Consider the following 16,852-nt stretch of genomic DNA (forward strand, 5'->3'; position numbering starts at 1 on the left):
GGAAACGTCGCATGAGCATGACGGAATCGCGCTCGCACGGCCGTTCAGGCCCCATCGCCGGCCCCGGCGTGGGCCGCCATCTGCTGATCGTCGATGACGATGATCGCATCCGCGAGCTGCTGAAAGAATTTCTGGCGCGCGAAGGCTACCGGGTCACCGGCGCCGCCCACGCGGCCGCCGCCAAGCGGATGATGGAGCTGATCGAGTTCGATCTGGTCGTGCTGGACGTCATGATGCCGGGCGAAAGCGGGCTGGACCTGACCAGCTGGGTTCGCGGCAAGGCCGAACTGTCCAAGACGCCCGTGCTGCTGCTGACCGCACGCGGCGATCCCGAGGACCGGATCGAGGGCCTGTCGCGCGGCGCCGACGACTATATGTCCAAGCCGTTCGAACCGCGCGAGTTGGTGCTGCGCATCGACGCCATCCTGCGCCGCACCGGCGGCAAGCCGATCGGTCCCAAGGAGGTCAAGCTAGGCACGGCCGTCTTCGACATGGAACGGCTGGAGCTGATCCGCGATGGCGTCCCCCAGCGCCTGACCGAGGCCGAGGCGCAACTGCTCAAGACCCTGGCGCTTCACGCCCACGCTCCGGTCGAACGGATGAGCCTGTCGCCCGACACCGCCGACATCACCGGCCGCGCCGTGGACGTTCAGGTGACGCGCCTGCGCCGCAAGCTGGAGGTCGACCCCAAGAACCCGCGCTATCTCCAGACGGTGCGAGGCGTCGGCTATATGCTGGCGCCCGATTGATCCGATGCGGCTGCTGCCCGCCTATCTGTGGCCGCGGTTCCTGAAGCGGCGCCTGCCGACCTCGCTGTGGGGCCGGTCGCTGCTGATCATCGTCCTGCCCGTACTGGTCATGCAGATGGCGGTGACCTGGGTCTTCTTCGACGCCCACTGGCAGACCGTGACCGCGCGCCTGTCCGAAGGCCTGGCCGGCGACATCGCCTGGGCCGTCGAAAGCTACGAGGACGATCCCAGTCCGGCGAACCTGGACAAGCTGGCCAATCGCGCCGAGCGGTCGATGTCCCTGTCCATCGTGCTTCAGGAAGGCCGCACCCTGCCGACGGAAGAGCGACGCGGGGCCATCGGCGTGGTGGACCGGGTGCTGGACAAGGCCTTGGACGCCCGTGTGGACCGCCCCTACTGGTTCGACACCACCCGCTACCCCGCCTATGTCGACATTCAGGTGCAGGAGCCGCAGGGCGTCCTTCGCATCATCGCCCCGCGCGAGCGCGCCGTGGCGACCCAGGCCCACATCTTCGTGCTGTGGCTGGCGGTGGCGACCGTCCTGCTGATGGGCGTCGCCATCCTGTTCATCCGCAACCAGGTCCGCGCCATCGAGCGGCTGGCCGACGCGGCCGAGGCCTTCGGGCGCGGCGAGACCGTGCCCCGGTTCAAGCCGCACGGCGCGCGCGAGGTCCGCGCCGCGGCCGTCGCCTTCATGGCCATGCGCGACCGCATTCAGCGCCATATCGACCAGCGCACCGCCCTGCTCGCCTCGGTCAGCCACGACCTGCGCACGCCCCTGACCCGTCTTCGTCTCGAACTGGCCCTGGCCCCGCCGTTCAAGCGCCAGGCCGCCATGCGCGGCGATCTGGACGAGATGGAGCATATGATCGACGAATACCTCGACTTCGCCCGCGGCGAGGCCGGCGAACCGCCCAAGCCGGTGTCGATCTCCGACCTGCTGAAGGCGGCCGGCGAAGACGCCCGACGTGTCGGCGCCGAAGTCGAGGTCTTGGTTCCCGAAGGCCTGACCGCGTCCGTGCGCCCCCTCGCCTTCAAGCGCGCCCTGGTGAACTTGGCCGGCAACGCCGCCTCGCACGGCGAACATGTGCGCCTGTCTGGCCGCGCCCTGGCGTCCGGCGGGCTGGAGATCATCGTCGAGGACGACGGGCCGGGCATCCCCGAGGCCATGTATGACGAGGCCTTCCGCCCCTTCTCGCGCCTGGACGAGTCTCGCAATCAGAACCGCAAGGGCGTCGGCCTGGGCCTGGCCATCGCGCGCGACGTGGCGCGCGGCCACGGCGGCGACGTCGCCCTGGACCGCAGCGACATGGGCGGGCTGAAGGCCACGATCCGCGTTCCGGGAACCGTCACGGTCGCCGAGACCGTCTGAGGCCTTTCAGCTTTCGCCGGTCGGGGGCTGGCGAAACCGTGCCGCAAGGGTCATCTTGGTCCCGACAGGGCTTGGAGATGAATTCGATGCGTAGACTTGCCTTCTTTGCACCCCTGGCCGCGACCCTCGCAGCCGCCGCCATGGCCCAGGCGCAAGCCCCGACCGTCAACGTCACGGTCGGCCCGGAACTTCAGCGTCAGGTCGAGAAGCTTGGCGACCGCGAGGTCAACGAACAGATCGCCGGCCTTCAGGCCGAGGTCTGCAAGGCGTTGGAGCAACGCTACCCCGGCGCCACGGCCAATCTGATCTTGACCGACCTGAAGCCGAACCGCCCGACCATGGAGCAGGTGCGTCAGACGCCGGGCCTCGACCCCATCAACAGCATTTCGATCGGCGGCGCCGCGATCAAGGGCGAGATCGTCACGGCGGACGGCCAGACCTTGCCGGTGGAATATTCCTACTTCTCGCCCAACATCGCCGATGTCTGGGGCTACAGCGTCTGGCGCGACGCCGACCGCGCGTTCGAGCGCTTCAGCAATCAAATCGAGCGCGGGCGCTTCTAACCCATCTCGCGGTTGCGCTTCACCGCCGCCGCGACCGTCTCGTCCAGCATCGCCGTCAGGCGGCCGTCCTTCGCCATGGCGTCAAGCCCGGCGCGGGTCGAGCCGCCGGGCGAGGCGATCCGGCCGATCAGGGCCTCCAGCCCATCGTCGCCCATCGAGTCCGCTGCGGATCTCAGGGTGGCGCGCGCCAGCATGTCCGCCGTCGCCGCATCCAGACCCGCCGCCTCCCCGGCCCGCGCCAGGGCCTCGGTGAAGGCGTAGAAATAGGCCGCGCCCGATCCGGCCACCGCCGTCGCCGCATCCATCAGGGCCTCGTCGGCCAGAACCACGGTCTCGGCCATCGGCCCGAACAGCGCCCGCCCGATGTCCTCGGCTCGCGTATCCGCCGACCAGACCGAGGCCACGCCGCGCCCACGCGACACGCCCGTCGTCGGCATCACCCGCACGATGGGCCAGCCGCCGATCCCCTCGGCCAGCGTCGGCGCGGTCACGCCCGCCATCACCGACAGGATGACGGCCCGATCGTTCAGGAAAGGGGCCAGCGGAGCCATCACCCCGCGCCACAGGGCCGGCTTGACCGCCAGCACAATGACGGCGGCCTCGGTCAGCGTCTCCAGCGGCGGATTGATCCGCGCGCCCTGAGCCCGCGCCGCCTCGGCGGTCGGCTTCTCTGAGGGGCTCAGGATAATCAGGTCGGATGGCGCCACCGTCGCGGTCAGCAGCCAGCCTTCCAGAATGGCGGATCCCAGCCGGCCGCAGCCGACCAGGACGACAGGACCCGACACAGAAGCCGCGCTTGGCATCAGGCGGTGCCGACGGTCTCGAACAGGCAGGCGTCGATGGCCTCCTGCGGCTTCTTGTTCCCGCGCACCATGAAGTCGAAGGCGGGGTAGTAGCGATCCGAGGCCTCGATGGCGGCGTCGATCATGGACGCAGCCTGGGCCAGGGTCGGGCGCTCGCCCATCGGCAGGGCCAGCGAGTGGCGGAAGACGATCTCGCCATCCTCGGCCCAGACTTCGAAATGGCCCATCCAGGTGCGCTGGTTGATCAGGCCAACCAGTTCATAGGCGGCGGTCTTGCGGCTCTTGGCCACCTTCAGGTCCAGGGCGCAACACAGCTGAAGGCAGTCACCCTCGGGCCGCCAGGCGAACCACAGCTCGTAATCCTTCCAGTCGCCGGCCAGAGCAAAGGCCAGGTCGCCGTCATCGGTGCGGTCGAACGGAAGATTCTCGGCCGTAAGAACATGCTCGACGACCTCAAGCGGGTCGAAGGGCACGTCCACTTCCTCTGGCCGGGCGATATCCATCAATAGTCTCGATTCGAGCTGCGTCCGCGAGAATCGCGGGCATTAACAGAACGGTAAGCCTGTTCGCAGATTCGGCTCAACCGGCTGCGTCCCCGGGTTGAGTTCCATCTGTGGACGTTCCCTCAGAAGGCTTGCTGGCGGGCTTTGCGGCCGGCTTGCCAGCAGGTTTCGGAGCCGCCTTAAGCTCCGCGATCTCGGCCCGCAGGGCGGCGATCTCGTCTTTCAGCACATCGAATTCGTCGCGGCGGACCAGGTCCATCTCGGCGGCGATCCGGTCTGCCTGGGCGCGCCAGGCGGTCTTGGCCTCTTCGCCGGCGGCCTGGGCCAGGCCCATGGCGCCGGTCGTCAGCTTGGCGAACTCGTCCAGGATGGGATTGCGGGTCTGCATGGCGGCTCCGACCTCAACGTCGTTAACGAAGGTTCACCGACTATGGTGAACGAAACCTTTCTTTCTGCTGCTTCGCGGACGCCATCAAGGCGTTGTTATTCGTCTTCACAGGCGACGGACGCAGCGACGCTTGCTAAACCGCCTTTCAGAGACTGCCCTTCACAGGAACGCCCCTTGCCCTTTCCCGAATTCGATCCGGTTCTGATCCACCTCGGACCGCTTCCGATCCGCTGGTACGCCCTGGCCTATGTCGCCGGCATCGTTCTGGGCTGGTGGTACGCCGCGCGCCTGGCCAAGACCCAGCGTCTGTGGGCGCCGGGCAAGCCGCCGGTCACCACGACACAGCTTGACGACCTGGTGCTGTGGATCGTGCTGGGCATCATCCTGGGCGGCCGTCTCGGCTACGCCCTCTTCTACAAGCCGGTCATGTACGGCCAGCTGTTCACCGGCCAGACGCTGGGCGAACGGTTCGAACTGTTCCAGCTTTGGACCGGCGGCATGAGTTTCCACGGCGGCTTCCTGGGCGTGGTCGTGGCCATCGCCCTCTATGCTCGGTCGCAGAAGATCGACATGCTGCGCCTCGGCGACATGGTCGCTCCTGTGGTCCCGATCGGCCTGATGTTCGGCCGCCTGGCCAACTTCATCAATGGCGAGCTGTGGGGCCGCGAGACGACCGTTCCCTGGGCCGTGCGCTTCTGCAACGCTCGCATCGAACAGATGTACGGCTTCTGCCCCGCCGGCAACGCGCCCCGCCACCCCAGCCAGCTCTATGAGGCCGGCCTGGAGGGGATCGTCCTGCTGTCCATCCTGTCGCTGGGCATCTGGAAGTTCGGCCTGCTCAAGAAGCCGGGCTACATCACCGGCCTGTTCCTGGTCGGCTATGGCGTCTGCCGCGCCGCGCTGGAAAATGTGCGCGAGCCCGACTTCGGCATGCCCGACTTCCCGCTGGGCCTGACCATGGGGATGATGCTGTCGATCCCGATGATCCTGGTCGGCGCCTGGCTGATCTGGCGCGCGTGGAAACGTCCGCCGGTCGCCGCCGAGGCATGAGCGAGGCCCAAACCCTCAAGACCCGTCTGGCGCGAGAGATCGCCTTGACGGGCCCGATGACGGTCGCCGACTACGTCACCCGCTGCCTGCATGATCCCAAGGGCGGCTACTATGCGTCGCGTCCTGATCTGGGCGCACGCGGCGACTTTATCACCGCCCCCTTGGTCAGCCAGATGTTCGGCGAACTGATCGGCCTGTGGGCGGTCGAGACCTGGAACCGGCTGGGCGCACCCGAACGCTTCCGCCTGGTCGAGGTCGGCCCCGGCGACGGCACATTGATGAGCGACGCCCTGCGGGCCGCCCGTTTGGCGCCCGGCTTCCTGGAAGCCTGCGACCTGATCCTGATCGAACCCAGCGCGCCCCTGCGCGATCTTCAGGCCAAGGCCCTGGCCGGCGCCGACCTGTCGACGCGCTGGGTGCGCGACCTGACGCGGATCGAGACCGACGCCCCCGTCATCCTGATCGCCAACGAGGTGCTGGACTGCATGCCCGCGCGCCAGTTCGTCCGCACCGACGGCGGTTGGGCCGAGCGGCGCATCGGCGTCACCGACGACGGCGACCTGATATTCGGCCTGACCGCCATCTCTGGCGGCTTCCACAAGCCGGCCTTCGACATCGCGCCGGGCGGTATTCTGGAAATCTCGGAGCAGCAGGCTCTCTTCGGCCGCGACCTGGGCATGCTCATGAAGGCTGCCTCGGGCGCCGCCCTGCTGATCGACTACGGCCGCGCCCGGCCCGAGGCCGGCGACACCCTCCAGGCCCTGCGCCGTCACCAGAAGGTCGATCCCCTCTCGACGCCCGGCGAGGCCGACCTGACCCAGTGGGCCGACTTCCCCCTGGTCATGGAGGCCGCAGTTCGTACCGGCGCCGACGTCACTGGCTGTCTGCCCCAGGGCGAGTTCCTGCGTCTGCTGGGCATCCAGGCCCGCGCTGAAGCCCTGACGACCAGCCGCCCCGCAGCCGCCCCCGTCATCGCGCGCCAGCTCGACCGCCTGACCGGCGACGACCAGATGGGCAGCCTGTTCAAGGCCGCCGCGATCTTTGCGCCCCGATCCCTGGTCGTGCCCGGCTGGGACGCCTGATATAGGTAGGGGCATGAGCGATCTGGCCCCCATCACCCACCCGCTTCTGACCGCCGCCGGCATCGCCCACGGCTTCTTCACCCGCGCGGGCGGGGTCTCGACCGGCATCTACGAAGGCCTGAACGCCGGCGTCGGCTCCAAGGACGATCCCGCCGCCGTCGCCGAAAACCGCCGGCGCGTCGCGGCCCATTTCAATGCCGACGCCGATCATCTGAACGGCTGCTACCAGATCCATTCCGCCGTCGCGCGTGTGGCCGAAGGCCCCTGGCATGGCGACCGTCCCGAGGGCGACGCCGTCGTCTCGGCCGAGCCTGGTCTGCTGTGTTCCGTCCTGACGGCCGACTGCGCGCCGGTGCTGTTGGCCGATCCCGAGACCCGCATCGTCGCCGCCGTCCACGCCGGCTGGAAGGGTGCCTTGGGCGGCGTGATCCATTCCGCAGTCGCCGCCATGCAGGCCCTGGGCGCCGATCCACGCCGCACCTTGGCCGTCGTCGGCCCGTGCATCGCCCCCGCCAGCTATGAGGTCGGCGTCGATTTCGAGGATCGCTTCACCCACCACGACCCCGGCGCCGACCGCTTCTTCCACCCCGGCGAGACCGACGAAAAACGGCAGTTCGACCTGCCCGGCTTCGTCCTGTGGCGGCTGCAACAGGCCGGCGTCGGCCAGGCCGTCTGGACCGGCCACGACACCTTCGCCGACGCGGCGCGCTTCTACTCCAACCGCCGCGCGTTCCAGCACGGCGAGCCCGACTTTGGACGTTTGATTTCGGTGATCGGGGCTTAGCCCGCGCGCGCCAGCTCCGGCACCCGCGTCACTTCGCGCCACGCATGCGGCGCAGCCAGCAGCGCCCGCACCAGACGGTTATTCAGCGCGTGGCCGGCCTTGTAGCCCTCGTAGCGACCCAGCAGCGGCGCGCCCAGGACATACAGATCGCCGATGGCGTCCAGCGCCTTGTGACGCACGAACTCGCGTTCCATGCGCAGGCCGCCGGGGTTCAGGATGTCGTCACCGTCGATGACCACGGCGTTCTCCAGCGAACCGCCGCGCGCCAGGCCCGCCTGACGCAAGGCCTCGACCTCATGGGCGAAGCCGAAGGTGCGGGCGGCCATGATGTCCTTGCGGAAGGTCGGCTCGTCCACGACGAAGTCGATCACCTGATTGCCGATCACGACCGAGGGGAAGTCGATCTCGAACCGCATCTCGTAGCGGTCGCACGGCAGCAGGGCTGCGTGCTTGTCGCCCTCGGTGACGTGGACCGTCTCCAGGATCTCGATATAGCGTTGCGGCGTGGGCTGCGGACGGAACCCCGCCCGGTCCAGCAATTGCACGAACTCCAGCGCCGACCCGTCCAGGATCGGCAGCTCAGGCCCGTCCACCTCGATCACGGCGTTGGACACGCCCAGAGCGGCGAAGGCCGCCATCAGATGCTCGATGGTCGACAGGCGAACCCCGGCGCCGTTCTCGATCATCGTGTTCAGGCGGGCGTCTACGACCGCCTCGCCCGACACCGGAATGCGGTTGTCGCGATCGGTGATGTCGGTGCGCACGAAGACGATGCCCGTGCCCGAGGGCGCAGGCCGAACCGCCAGCCGCACCCGGCGGCCGGTGTGCACCCCGACGCCGGCGATGATGGCCGGGGCGACGATGGTGTGTTCGTGATGGTCGTTTCTGACCGACAAACTCAAACTCGCTCTTCGTTATGCGCGCCGCACGCCGTGCGGATTGCGCCCTGCATGTCCTTTAGCCGGGGCGCCGCAACCGTGAAATCAAAGTCCGGTTTCGGATTGTTTCGCTCTGGCACAGCGCCTGAAATGAGGAACGCCCCGGAGCAGGGCTCCGGGGCGTTCCATCGTCATTTGGGTTGTCTAGTTGGCCAGACGGCGGAGAAAGGATGGGATTTCCAGGTCGTCATCGGCCTGTCCCGCCTCCGGCTCTGGTTGCTGCGCCGGCTGGGCCGCGCCCCGCATCTGATGAGTCGGTTGCGGCGCATAGGACGCCTCGTGCTGAGGCTGGGTGCGCTTGCCGCGACCGAACAGGCTCCAGCCGCTGCGGCGGTGATCGCGGTCGTCATAACCGTCGTCGGCCTGGGGCTGCGCGGCCGCAGGGCGTTCACGTTCGGCGTACAGATCGCCCTGAGGCGCGACGCGCGGCGCCGGCGCGCGGGTCTCATATTCCTCGACCCAGGGATCGACGATGGGATCCAGGGCGCGCGGCTGCTGTTCGGCGACGCGGATCACCGGCTCGGGGCGCGGTTCCGGCTCGCGAGCGGCAGGGGACTGAAAGGTCGGCACGACCGGAGCCGCCTCGATGCGGGGCTCAGGCGCACGCGGGGCTTCCGCACGGACCGGCTCGCGATACGTATCCCGCGTCGGCTCCGGCGTGCGTGACGGCTGCGTGCCATACAGGCCGCCGGCCGAACGCCGGGCGTCATGGCCGGCCAGAGGCGCGCTGGCGGCCGGCGGTGCGATGGGTTCGATACGCTTGATCTCGCCCTCGTCCATGCCGGTGGCGACGACCGAGACGCGAATCTTGCCGTCCAGGGCCGGATCGAAGGCCGCGCCGAAGATGATGTTGGCGTCGCCGTCCACCTCGGCCGAGATGGCGTTGGCGGCCTCGTCGACTTCCAGCAGGGTCATGTCCAGACCGCCGGTGATGTTCACCAGCACGGCCTTGGCGCCCTTCAGCGAGGTTTCGTCCAGCAGCGGGTTGGCGATGGCGTTCTGCGCGGCCAGCAGGGCGCGATCGTCGCCCGAGGCCTCGCCCGTGCCCATCATCGCCTTGCCCATCTCGGACATGACGGCGCGCACGTCGGCGAAGTCCAGGTTTATCAGGCCGGGCAGGATCATCAGGTCGGTGATCGAACGCACGCCCGAGTGCAGCACCTGGTCGGCCATGCCGAAGGCGTCGGCGAAGGTGGTGCGTTCGTTGGCGACGCGGAACAGGTTCTGGTTCGGAATGACGATCAGGGTGTCGACGTAGCGCTGCAGCTCGGCGACGCCGGCATCGGCCAAGCGCATGCGGTGACGCCCTTCGAAGGTGAAGGGCTTGGTCACGACGCCGACGGTCAGGATGCCGCGATCGCGCGCGCATTTGGCGATGACGGGGGCCGCGCCGGTACCGGTGCCGCCGCCCATGCCGCAGGTGATGAAGACCATGTGCGCACCTTCGAGGTGCTGATGGATTTCGTCGGCGGATTCTTCGGCGGCGTTCATGCCGACCTCGGGGTGGGCGCCGGCGCCCAGGCCTTGGGTGATGGTCTCGCCCAGTTGAATGCGGCGATCCGTCTTGGCGAAGCTGAGGTGCTGCGCGTCCGTGTTGGCCACGACGAACTCGACCCCTTCGAGGCCGGCGTCGATCATATTGTTCACGGCGTTGCCGCCGGCGCCGCCGACGCCGAACACGACGATCCGGGGTTTCAGTTCAGTGTGTTGCGGCTTGACCAATGAAAGCGACATTTTCTTTTTCCGACCTGCTGACCCGCCCCTTCAAACCAACCGACCGCCCCCGCCGAATCGCTTTGGTTATGAGCGCGTTAAGGATTGCGCCCATGAAGGTTAAGAGAAGGTTACGGCGATAATGTGAGTCGGGTGAAAGACCAGCACAAACCAAAAGCTTGGCCGCAGTTTTCCAGATTGCAAAGAAAAAGGGCGGCCCTTTCGAGCCGCCCTTTTCCATGCTTGGATAGCCCTATTTACCAGGGACGGTAGTTCAGGCTGATCGAATAACGACGACCGTAGGGGTCGAAGTTCGAGTAGAGCGTGGCGCCCAGCCAGCGCGCCTGTTCGGAGTCGAACGCGTTCTGGACGGTGCCCGTCAGGGTCAGGTCATCGCGAACCTGGTAACGGACCGAGAAGTCGTTCCGCATGAAGTTCTTGGTGTCGAGATAGCGTTCATCACGCGAGTCGGCATTCTGAACGAAATCACGACGTTGCACGATGTCCTGGGCTGTCTGCCAGTCGGCGACCCAGGTGATCCGCAGGGGCTCGATCGGCGTCTGCCAAGTCAGGGTCGAGGTCAGACGCGTGCGCGGATAGAAGAGCGTGCTCGACAGTTCGGTGAAGTCGTTCGGGTTCTCGATGTTGTTGAAGTTCTTTTGCTCGATCAGCCACGAACCGTTCACGGAATGCTGGAACACACCCCAGTTGCGGCCGAGCATGTCTTGCGTGTCGAACCGGTAGTTGGAGGTGAAGTCCAGGCCGCGAACATTACGCTTGGCGTAGTTGATCGAGCTTTGCAGGAAGTCGACCAACTGGAAGCGGTCATCACCCGGAGTAGCCGGAATATCCACGCCCGAACGGGTCAAGGTCTGGCAGGCACTGGTATTCAGCGAGGGGCCGTTGACGCAGTTTTCCGCTGCAACCTGCGCGCTGACCGCCGCGATGACCTTGTCGATGGTGATTTCGTAGTAGTCGAGCACCAGCGAGAAGTTCGGGATGAAGCGCGGCTGAAGAACCGTCGAGAAGGTGAAGGACTCGGACTCTTCCGGCTGCAGGTCCGGGTTGCCGCCGTTACGACCAGCAACGCTGCTCGAATAGACCGGGCGATAGGCGTTCGCTGCCGTCGGATCGGTGAAGTTGTAGGTCAAACCAAACTGAGAGGCCAAGGCCGCGCAGTTGACGATACGGTTCGCAGCACGCTCCCGATCCGCCAGGTTCTGGATGTTCAGAGTGGCGCAAGGGTCGGTGAACGCGAGGAAGGTCTGCGTCTGCGGGGAGTTGGTTTCCGACAGTGTAGGCGCGCGAACCGAGGTGTTGAAGCTGGACTTGAACGCGATGTCGCGGATCGGGCGATAGACCAGATTCACGCCATAGACGTCGCTGGCGCCGAAGGTCGAGAAGTCGCTGTAGCGGTAAGAACCGCTCAGTTCGGCATACTCGCCCAGGAACGAGTCACGCATCAGCGGGATCGACAGCTCGGCAAAGGCTTCGTTGGTCTCATATTCGGCGGGCAAGAAGTCGGCGCCGCCGTTCAGCTGCGCGTAGGTCGTGCCCAGCGAGCGGCTGCGGCCCGTACCTTCGGTGTATTCCTTGCGGTATTCGGCGCCCAGAGCGACGCCGATAGGGCCAGCGCCCCAGAAGTCCCAAAGTTGACCCGAGACCGTAGCCAGCGCGTCGTGCTGTTCGTTGATCTGATCGATCGTCAGTTGAGCACGCACATATTGAAGTGCTTCTTCGCTCTGGTTGCCCAGACCGAACACGTTCAGAGGCTTACAGTTCTGAACGACCGACGACTGCGAGTTCAGCGTGCCCGGAACGTTCGGGTTGCGGCTGGTCACGGTTCCGCCGTTCGCCGTCAAGGCCTGGACGCGGCAGACGATGTTGCCCGATGCATCGCGAATGGAGTCCATCGCGTAGGAGAAACGTTCGATGTCCAGACCGCGTTCGACGTTCTTGTTATCGACGCGGCCATAGGTGTAGCCGATGTCCCAGTCGATGTTCTTGACGAAGCCGAGATCGCCCGCCGACCCGTTCAAGCCGATGACGTAACGTTGCAACTGCTTTTCGTTGGTTTGCGGACGGTCGAGCAGCCAGGCGCTATAGCGCGCGAAGGGAGCAGGCGTGGTGCCCGTCTGGACGCCAGCGGCGCCTGCCGTCGCAGGACCATAGACCGGCGTGGTGTTGCCGCGGATGGCTGCGGCGAGATTGGCCGGCAGGAAGGCGTTGTCGGTGCGCGTCGTATAGGCCGACGTGCTGAGGATCTGCATCGAGTTGCCGGCGTTCAGCGTGTCGGCGATGTAGATATCGCCGAACGAATAACCGGTCGCCAGGTTCGTCGTCTCATCGACGTATTTGGCTTCGGCGTACAGATTGATATTGTTCGTGATCTTGAAGTTGGCGCCGACCTGGAAGCGGGCGTTTTCGGACTTCGGCAGCGTCGAATCGACGTTGAAGATCGTGTTCGGGTTCTCGCCGTCGCCGCCCACGTTCACGCCGCGGTTGGTGCCGGTCAGCTGCACCCAGTTTCCGAAATCGGCGACCCGTGCGTTGGCGCCGTCGAACACATAGGTTCTTCCAGGGGCCACGCCGAAGCAGGAGGCCGACGTGATCGACGTGGTCGTGCACTGTCCGGCAGGGATCGTGTTCGGATTGTTCAGCGCGCTGGGCTGATAGTTGTTGGCGAGGGTGACCTGACCCCAGCGAAGCAGTTGCAGCGTGCGTCGGTCCTTGTAGAGCAGGCTGTCGGTGACGCCGTCATAAGACGCAGCCGCCGTGTCGGCGTCGCGGCCGACCAGGCCCCAACCGCCTTGCAGCCAATCGATGTCGGCCGCCAGAACTTCGTCCAGCTCCTCGTATTCACCGAAGGCGTAGACGTTCAGGCGATCATCAAACAGATTCTTACCGGCCAGAACCGAGATACGCTTGGAATCTTGACCGCCGTCGTTCAGCTGGGCCCAACGGGTATCGATTTCCAGACCTTCAAAGTCCTTGCGGAGCTTGAAGTTCAACACGCCGGACACGGCGTCGGAACCATAGACGGACGCCGCCCCGCCGGTGACGATTTCAACGCTTTCGATCAGAAGGCGCGGAATGGTGTCGACATCGACTGCGAGAGTGCCTTGGGGCGAACCGACGTGACGACGACCATCGACCAGCGTCAGGGTCCGGCCGGAGCCCAACGAGCGAAGGTTCGGCAGCGACAGGCCGCCCGCGTTCAGAACGCCTGCGGTGGTGTCCGATGGCACCTGGGAATTCATCAGCGCCGGGATGGTCGCCAAGTAGTCGATGACCGTGTTCTGACCGGTGGTGAGCAGGGTCTCGCGGTCGACCTGGATCAACGGGGTCGGCGCCGTGACGGGGTCGCGACGGATGCGCGAACCGGTGACGACGATCTCTTCAACCTGAGTCGCATCGGCGGCCTCAGCGGCCGTTTGCTGGGCTTGCGCCCAAGCCGGGGCGGACATGGCGACGACCCCTGCCAAGATCGTCGTTCCGAACAAGTGATTACGTTTCAAATTCATGATGGATGGCCCCACTGATACCCAGATGCGAATAAGCGAGTCAGCTCCCGGCCCGCTTATTGGATACCTTCGTCTATCCGAATATGTCAGCCAGGCAACCATTGTGACGCAAATCAGGCCGCCAAGCGTCGAATATGTTACAGGGATGACACAGTTCTGCCGTTCTCAGCCACGGCAGCTATCGGCCCGACTTCTTAGGGCTAGAGGTTATCGCGTAACCACCCAGCCACCCGACCCACCACATTGCCGCGGTGGATACGGGGCGCATCCGCCGCCGTGATCTGGCGCGCCATCAGCTTGCGGGCCGATACCGCCTCGCGCGGGCCGTAGGCGGCGCGCAGCAGGACGCCGGCGGTGGCGCAGAAGGCGGGGCCGGAGGCGGCGTCGGCCAAATGTGGCGCGCGTTGGGGTTTTCCGAGGCGGACGGGGCGGTCGAACACCCGCACGGCAAGTTCGCGTACGCCGTTCAGCTGGCTGGCTCCGCCGGTCAGGACCAGGCCGGCGCCAGGCTCAAGGCCGACGCCCGCGTTCTTCAGCCGGTCGCGCAGCAGTTCGAGGGTTTCCTCGACGCGCGGGGCGATGACCGTCTTGAGCATGGCGCGCGGGACGATGACCGGGCCGGCGGAGGCGTCCTCGCCACGCGGCGGGGCCTCCAGCATTTCGCGGTCTTCGTTGGCGCTGGCCATGGCCGAGCCGTGCAGGGTCTTCAGCCGCTCGGCGCCCGCCTTGGAGGTCGACAGGCCTCGCGCGATGTCCGAGGTGACGTGGTCGCCGCCGACGTTCAGGCTTTCGATATGCAGCAATGACCGCCCGCCCCACACGGCGGCGCTGGTCGATCCGCCGCCCATGTCGATGCAGACGGCGCCCAGGTCCATCTCATCCTCTTCCAGGGCAGCCAGGGACGACACGACGGGCGCGGCGGCCACGCCCTGCAGGTCCAGGTGCGCCAGCTCCAGGCAGTGGCTCAGGGTCGTGAAGACGTTCTCGGCCATGGAGACGACCAGCAGGTCCAGTCCCAGCGAACCGCCGCGCATCGAACGCGGATCATGCACGCCGCGCGCCCCGTCCACCGACCAGGCGATGGGCAGGACGTGGATCGGGCGGCGATTCGGCAGGCGAATCTGGGCCAGGGCCATGCCGATGGCGCGCGCCAGATCGGCGTCCCCGACCGGATTGGCGCCGAGCGAGACCCGGGCCTGGACCCGGTGGCTGGCCATCTGGCCGATGGCGGTGGTGACGACGACGCCGGAGACCGGGCTCTGGGCCGCGCGCTCGGCGCGTTCGACGGCGTGACCGATGGCCTGGGCGGCCTCGTCCATATTGATGATCGCCCCGCCCTTTACGCCCTTGGACTGGACGTGGCTGGCGCCGGCGACGCGTATGGTGCGGTCGGCGTGGCGCACGCCGTCGGGTTTCATGATGAAGCACGAGACCTTGGACTGGCCGATGTCCAATGCCGCGATCACGGGCGCGCGACCGGCGCGAGGATCCATGCCCCGACCCTGATCGTTCGCCGCTCCGCGTTGCTTGGTCATGATCTTGGCGTTCCTAGGCGTCGCCGGTGGGTCGCACCGCGACCTCGTCCGGGGTTCTGAGATCGACACGGGCGAAGCCCAGGTCGAGCAGGCGTTCGCGCTGGTCCAGCGCATCGAGGCGGATCAGAGCCGCCTCCTGTTCGGTGGCGGGCAGTTGGATCAGGCTGCCGTCCTTCAGACGCAGGTCCCAGCGGCGCTCGTCCACCCGGACCAGGGCGTCCACCATCCCCATCAGGCGCGGACGCTGGGCCAGTAGCGGCAGGATTTCGCCCGCGGCCACATCCGCGCCCTTGCCGACGACAAGCGGCAGGGTCGGGTAGCGGCGCGCATCGGCCCCGTCGATGACCTGACCGCGCGCGTCGATGACCTTGATCTGACCGGCTTCCTGCCAGACGGCGAGACGGTCGTGTTCCTTGACCTCGACGATCAGGGTGTCGGGCAACAGGCGCACCACGCGCGCCTCCTTGACCCAGCCCACGCCCTGAACGCGTGTGCGAATGGCGTCCAGATCCAGGCTGGTGATCGGCTGGCCGGAATACAGACCCAAGGCCTGCTGGATCGCCGGCTCTGCCTCGGGCGAGGCGCCGGTGATGTGCACCCGCTTCAGCGTCAGACCCATGCCGGCCGTCAGATTATCGACCCCGTGCGAGATCGAGGCGCCGATCCGTTCGGCGCGAGCGCCCGTCGCCAGAACCCCGACCAGCAGCAGCGCGCCGGCGCCCAAGGCGATCACGGCGGTGCGGGGCGAAATATCGACACGGCCGATGGCGGCCATCTTGCCGGGAATGGCGGACGCGTTCTTGGCCCCGCCACGCGACCGCCCTCCCCCTTTGGGAGCCGCGCCGCGTTGGGGAGCCTGATTAGAACTCTGTCGCCGACCGCCGCGAACTACCGCGGGCATGAGGCGTCCTCCACCATCCACCGAACCAGATCGTCGTAGCTCATTCCGGTATGGGCCGCCTGCTCGGGCGCGAGCGAAGTCGGGGTCATGCCGGGCTGAGTATTGACCTCCAACAGGACCAGATCGTCCTTAACATCGTCATAACGGAAGTCGGATCGGGACACGCCCCGGCACCCCATGGCGACGTGCGCGGCCTCGGCTTGGCGCAGGGCCGCCTCGAACACGGCGGGCGGCAGGACGGCGGGCAGGACGTGCACCGAACCGCCCGGCGCATACTTGGCCTCATAGTCGTAGAAGCCCTTGGTCGGGGTGATGTCGGTCACCGTCAGGGCGCGCGGCCCGGCCGGTTCGCCCAACACCGTGACGCACAGTTCCTTGCCGGCGATATAGGGTTCGACCACGACCTGTTCGCCATAGGCCCAGCCCGGTTCGCCCACCTCGGCCACGGGCCGATTGGCGCCCTCGCGCACCAGGAAGACGCCGACGGACGAGCCTTCCGCGTTCGGCTTGACCACATAGGGCGGGTCGATAACGTGGCGGCTGGCGACCTCGTGGCGGTCATACAGGCCGCCGCCCGGCACCTTGATGCCCGCCGCCCGCAACACGGCCTTGGACTTGTCCTTGTCCATCGCCAGGGCCGAGGCCAGCACGCCCGAATGCGTATAGGGGATCTTCAGCGTCTCCAGCACGCCCTGGACGCAGCCGTCCTCGCCCCAGGCGCCGTGCAGACAGTTCAGCACCACATCGGGCTTGATCAGGCCGGACAGCACATTGGCCAGGTCCCGCCCGGCGTCCACGCGACTGACGCGCACGCCCTGCCGCTCCAGCGCCTGCGCGCACTGCTCGCCCGACGACAGCGAAACCTCCCGCTCTGCGGAAAGCCCGCCCATCAGGACGGCGACATGAAGGGATGCGAAGGGGCGGGTCATGGGCGGCTCCAGAACCGT

15 protein-coding genes are annotated in these 16,852 nt (G+C 66.9%); 6 read left to right on the forward strand and 9 right to left on the reverse strand.

The features are described 5' to 3' along the window. Positions 1-17: 17 nt before the first annotated feature. From ACP7BH_RS07500 to ACP7BH_RS07510, 3 genes are all read left to right on the forward strand, one after another. A complete protein-coding gene (locus ACP7BH_RS07500; protein WP_409714001.1) occupies positions 18-749 on the forward strand; it encodes a response regulator in 732 nt (243 codons plus the stop codon). 4 nt (positions 750-753) lie between these two features. Further along, positions 754-2,121 carry an ATP-binding protein gene (locus ACP7BH_RS07505; protein ID WP_425982463.1) on the forward strand — a complete coding sequence of 456 codons (1,368 nt, stop codon included), beginning with the start codon at positions 754-756 and terminating at the stop codon, positions 2,119-2,121. An 86-nt stretch (positions 2,122-2,207) separates the two neighbouring features. Then, positions 2,208-2,684 carry a hypothetical protein gene (locus tag ACP7BH_RS07510; RefSeq protein WP_425982460.1) on the forward strand — a complete coding sequence of 159 codons (477 nt, stop codon included), beginning with the start codon at positions 2,208-2,210 and terminating at the stop codon, positions 2,682-2,684. Here ACP7BH_RS07510 and ACP7BH_RS07515 read toward each other — a convergent pair. The 3 genes from ACP7BH_RS07515 to ACP7BH_RS07525 form a co-directional block, all read right to left on the reverse strand. Further along, complete coding sequence (locus ACP7BH_RS07515) at positions 2,681-3,469, reverse strand: pyrroline-5-carboxylate reductase family protein (protein WP_425982458.1); 789 nt, start codon at positions 3,467-3,469, stop codon at positions 2,681-2,683. The two genes, ACP7BH_RS07510 and ACP7BH_RS07515, sit on opposite strands and share 4 nt — an antisense overlap. 17 nt (positions 3,470-3,486) lie before the next feature. Continuing rightward, complete coding sequence (locus ACP7BH_RS07520; protein WP_017504503.1) at positions 3,487-3,990, reverse strand: YbjN domain-containing protein; 504 nt, start codon at positions 3,988-3,990, stop codon at positions 3,487-3,489. A gap of 76 nt (positions 3,991-4,066) precedes the next feature. Then, entirely contained in the window at positions 4,067-4,378 is a 312-nt protein-coding gene (locus ACP7BH_RS07525; RefSeq protein WP_346493941.1) for an accessory factor UbiK family protein, read from the reverse strand. A gap of 174 nt (positions 4,379-4,552) precedes the next feature. Between ACP7BH_RS07525 and lgt the strand changes: the two genes are divergently transcribed. From lgt to pgeF, 3 genes are read left to right on the forward strand one after another with little or no spacing between them, the layout of a single operon-like run. After that, complete coding sequence (gene lgt, locus ACP7BH_RS07530) at positions 4,553-5,428, forward strand: prolipoprotein diacylglyceryl transferase (protein ID WP_425982456.1); 876 nt, start codon at positions 4,553-4,555, stop codon at positions 5,426-5,428. Continuing rightward, a complete protein-coding gene (locus tag ACP7BH_RS07535) occupies positions 5,425-6,510 on the forward strand; it encodes a class I SAM-dependent methyltransferase (RefSeq protein WP_425982454.1) in 1,086 nt (361 codons plus the stop codon). The genes lgt and ACP7BH_RS07535 overlap by 4 nt, the downstream gene beginning before the upstream one ends. Before the next feature lie 13 nt (positions 6,511-6,523). Beyond that, positions 6,524-7,294 (forward strand): peptidoglycan editing factor PgeF, encoded by a 771-nt coding sequence (gene pgeF / locus ACP7BH_RS07540; protein WP_425982451.1) that lies wholly within the window; start codon positions 6,524-6,526, stop codon positions 7,292-7,294. Here pgeF and lpxC read toward each other — a convergent pair. From lpxC to ACP7BH_RS07570, 6 genes are all read right to left on the reverse strand, one after another. Continuing rightward, positions 7,291-8,190: a UDP-3-O-acyl-N-acetylglucosamine deacetylase gene (gene lpxC / locus ACP7BH_RS07545; RefSeq protein WP_425982448.1), complete on the reverse strand. Its 900-nt coding sequence runs from the start codon at positions 8,188-8,190 to the stop codon at positions 7,291-7,293. The genes pgeF and lpxC overlap by 4 nt on opposite strands. Positions 8,191-8,376: 186 nt before the next feature. Further along, positions 8,377-9,966 (reverse strand): cell division protein FtsZ, encoded by a 1,590-nt coding sequence (gene ftsZ / locus ACP7BH_RS07550; protein WP_425982446.1) that lies wholly within the window; start codon positions 9,964-9,966, stop codon positions 8,377-8,379. Between the two features lie 236 nt (positions 9,967-10,202). Next, positions 10,203-13,412, reverse strand: a complete 3,210-nt coding sequence (locus ACP7BH_RS07555; protein ID WP_425982444.1) for a TonB-dependent receptor domain-containing protein — start codon at positions 13,410-13,412, stop codon at positions 10,203-10,205. Between the two features lie 257 nt (positions 13,413-13,669). Further along, on the reverse strand, positions 13,670-15,004 hold the full coding sequence (ftsA, locus tag ACP7BH_RS07560; RefSeq protein WP_236547504.1) for a cell division protein FtsA: 1,335 nt from the start codon (positions 15,002-15,004) through the stop codon (positions 13,670-13,672). Between the two features lie 13 nt (positions 15,005-15,017). Further along, complete coding sequence (locus ACP7BH_RS07565; protein ID WP_425982443.1) at positions 15,018-15,905, reverse strand: cell division protein FtsQ/DivIB; 888 nt, start codon at positions 15,903-15,905, stop codon at positions 15,018-15,020. Further along, positions 15,893-16,834: a D-alanine--D-alanine ligase gene (locus ACP7BH_RS07570; RefSeq protein WP_425982441.1), complete on the reverse strand. Its 942-nt coding sequence runs from the start codon at positions 16,832-16,834 to the stop codon at positions 15,893-15,895. The genes ACP7BH_RS07565 and ACP7BH_RS07570 overlap by 13 nt, the downstream gene beginning before the upstream one ends. Positions 16,835-16,852: the final 18 nt, after the last annotated feature.

Source organism: Brevundimonas sp. TWP2-1 (assembly GCF_049897645.1).
Lineage (GTDB): Bacteria > Pseudomonadota > Alphaproteobacteria > Caulobacterales > Caulobacteraceae > Brevundimonas.

What these genes read in the sequence shown, in the direction of transcription:
- pgeF (WP_425982451.1), top strand. Translation starts at nt 6,524, where the DNA reads ATGAGCGATCTGGCCCCCATCACCCACCCGCTTCTGACCGCCGCCGGC.
- ACP7BH_RS07570 (WP_425982441.1), bottom strand. Translation starts at nt 16,834, where the DNA reads ATGACCCGCCCCTTCGCATCCCTTCATGTCGCCGTCCTGATGGGCGGG.
- ACP7BH_RS07525 (WP_346493941.1), bottom strand. Translation starts at nt 4,378, where the DNA reads ATGCAGACCCGCAATCCCATCCTGGACGAGTTCGCCAAGCTGACGACC.
- ACP7BH_RS07520 (WP_017504503.1), bottom strand. Translation starts at nt 3,990, where the DNA reads ATGGATATCGCCCGGCCAGAGGAAGTGGACGTGCCCTTCGACCCGCTT.
- ACP7BH_RS07500 (WP_409714001.1), top strand. Translation starts at nt 18, where the DNA reads ATGACGGAATCGCGCTCGCACGGCCGTTCAGGCCCCATCGCCGGCCCC.
- ACP7BH_RS07510 (WP_425982460.1), top strand. Translation starts at nt 2,208, where the DNA reads ATGCGTAGACTTGCCTTCTTTGCACCCCTGGCCGCGACCCTCGCAGCC.
- ACP7BH_RS07565 (WP_425982443.1), bottom strand. Translation starts at nt 15,905, where the DNA reads ATGCCCGCGGTAGTTCGCGGCGGTCGGCGACAGAGTTCTAATCAGGCT.
- ACP7BH_RS07555 (WP_425982444.1), bottom strand. Translation starts at nt 13,412, where the DNA reads ATGTCCGCCCCGGCTTGGGCGCAAGCCCAGCAAACGGCCGCTGAGGCC.
- ftsA (WP_236547504.1), bottom strand. Translation starts at nt 15,004, where the DNA reads ATGACCAAGCAACGCGGAGCGGCGAACGATCAGGGTCGGGGCATGGAT.
- ACP7BH_RS07505 (WP_425982463.1), top strand. Translation starts at nt 754, where the DNA reads ATGCGGCTGCTGCCCGCCTATCTGTGGCCGCGGTTCCTGAAGCGGCGC.
- ACP7BH_RS07535 (WP_425982454.1), top strand. Translation starts at nt 5,425, where the DNA reads ATGAGCGAGGCCCAAACCCTCAAGACCCGTCTGGCGCGAGAGATCGCC.
- ftsZ (WP_425982446.1), bottom strand. Translation starts at nt 9,966, where the DNA reads ATGTCGCTTTCATTGGTCAAGCCGCAACACACTGAACTGAAACCCCGG.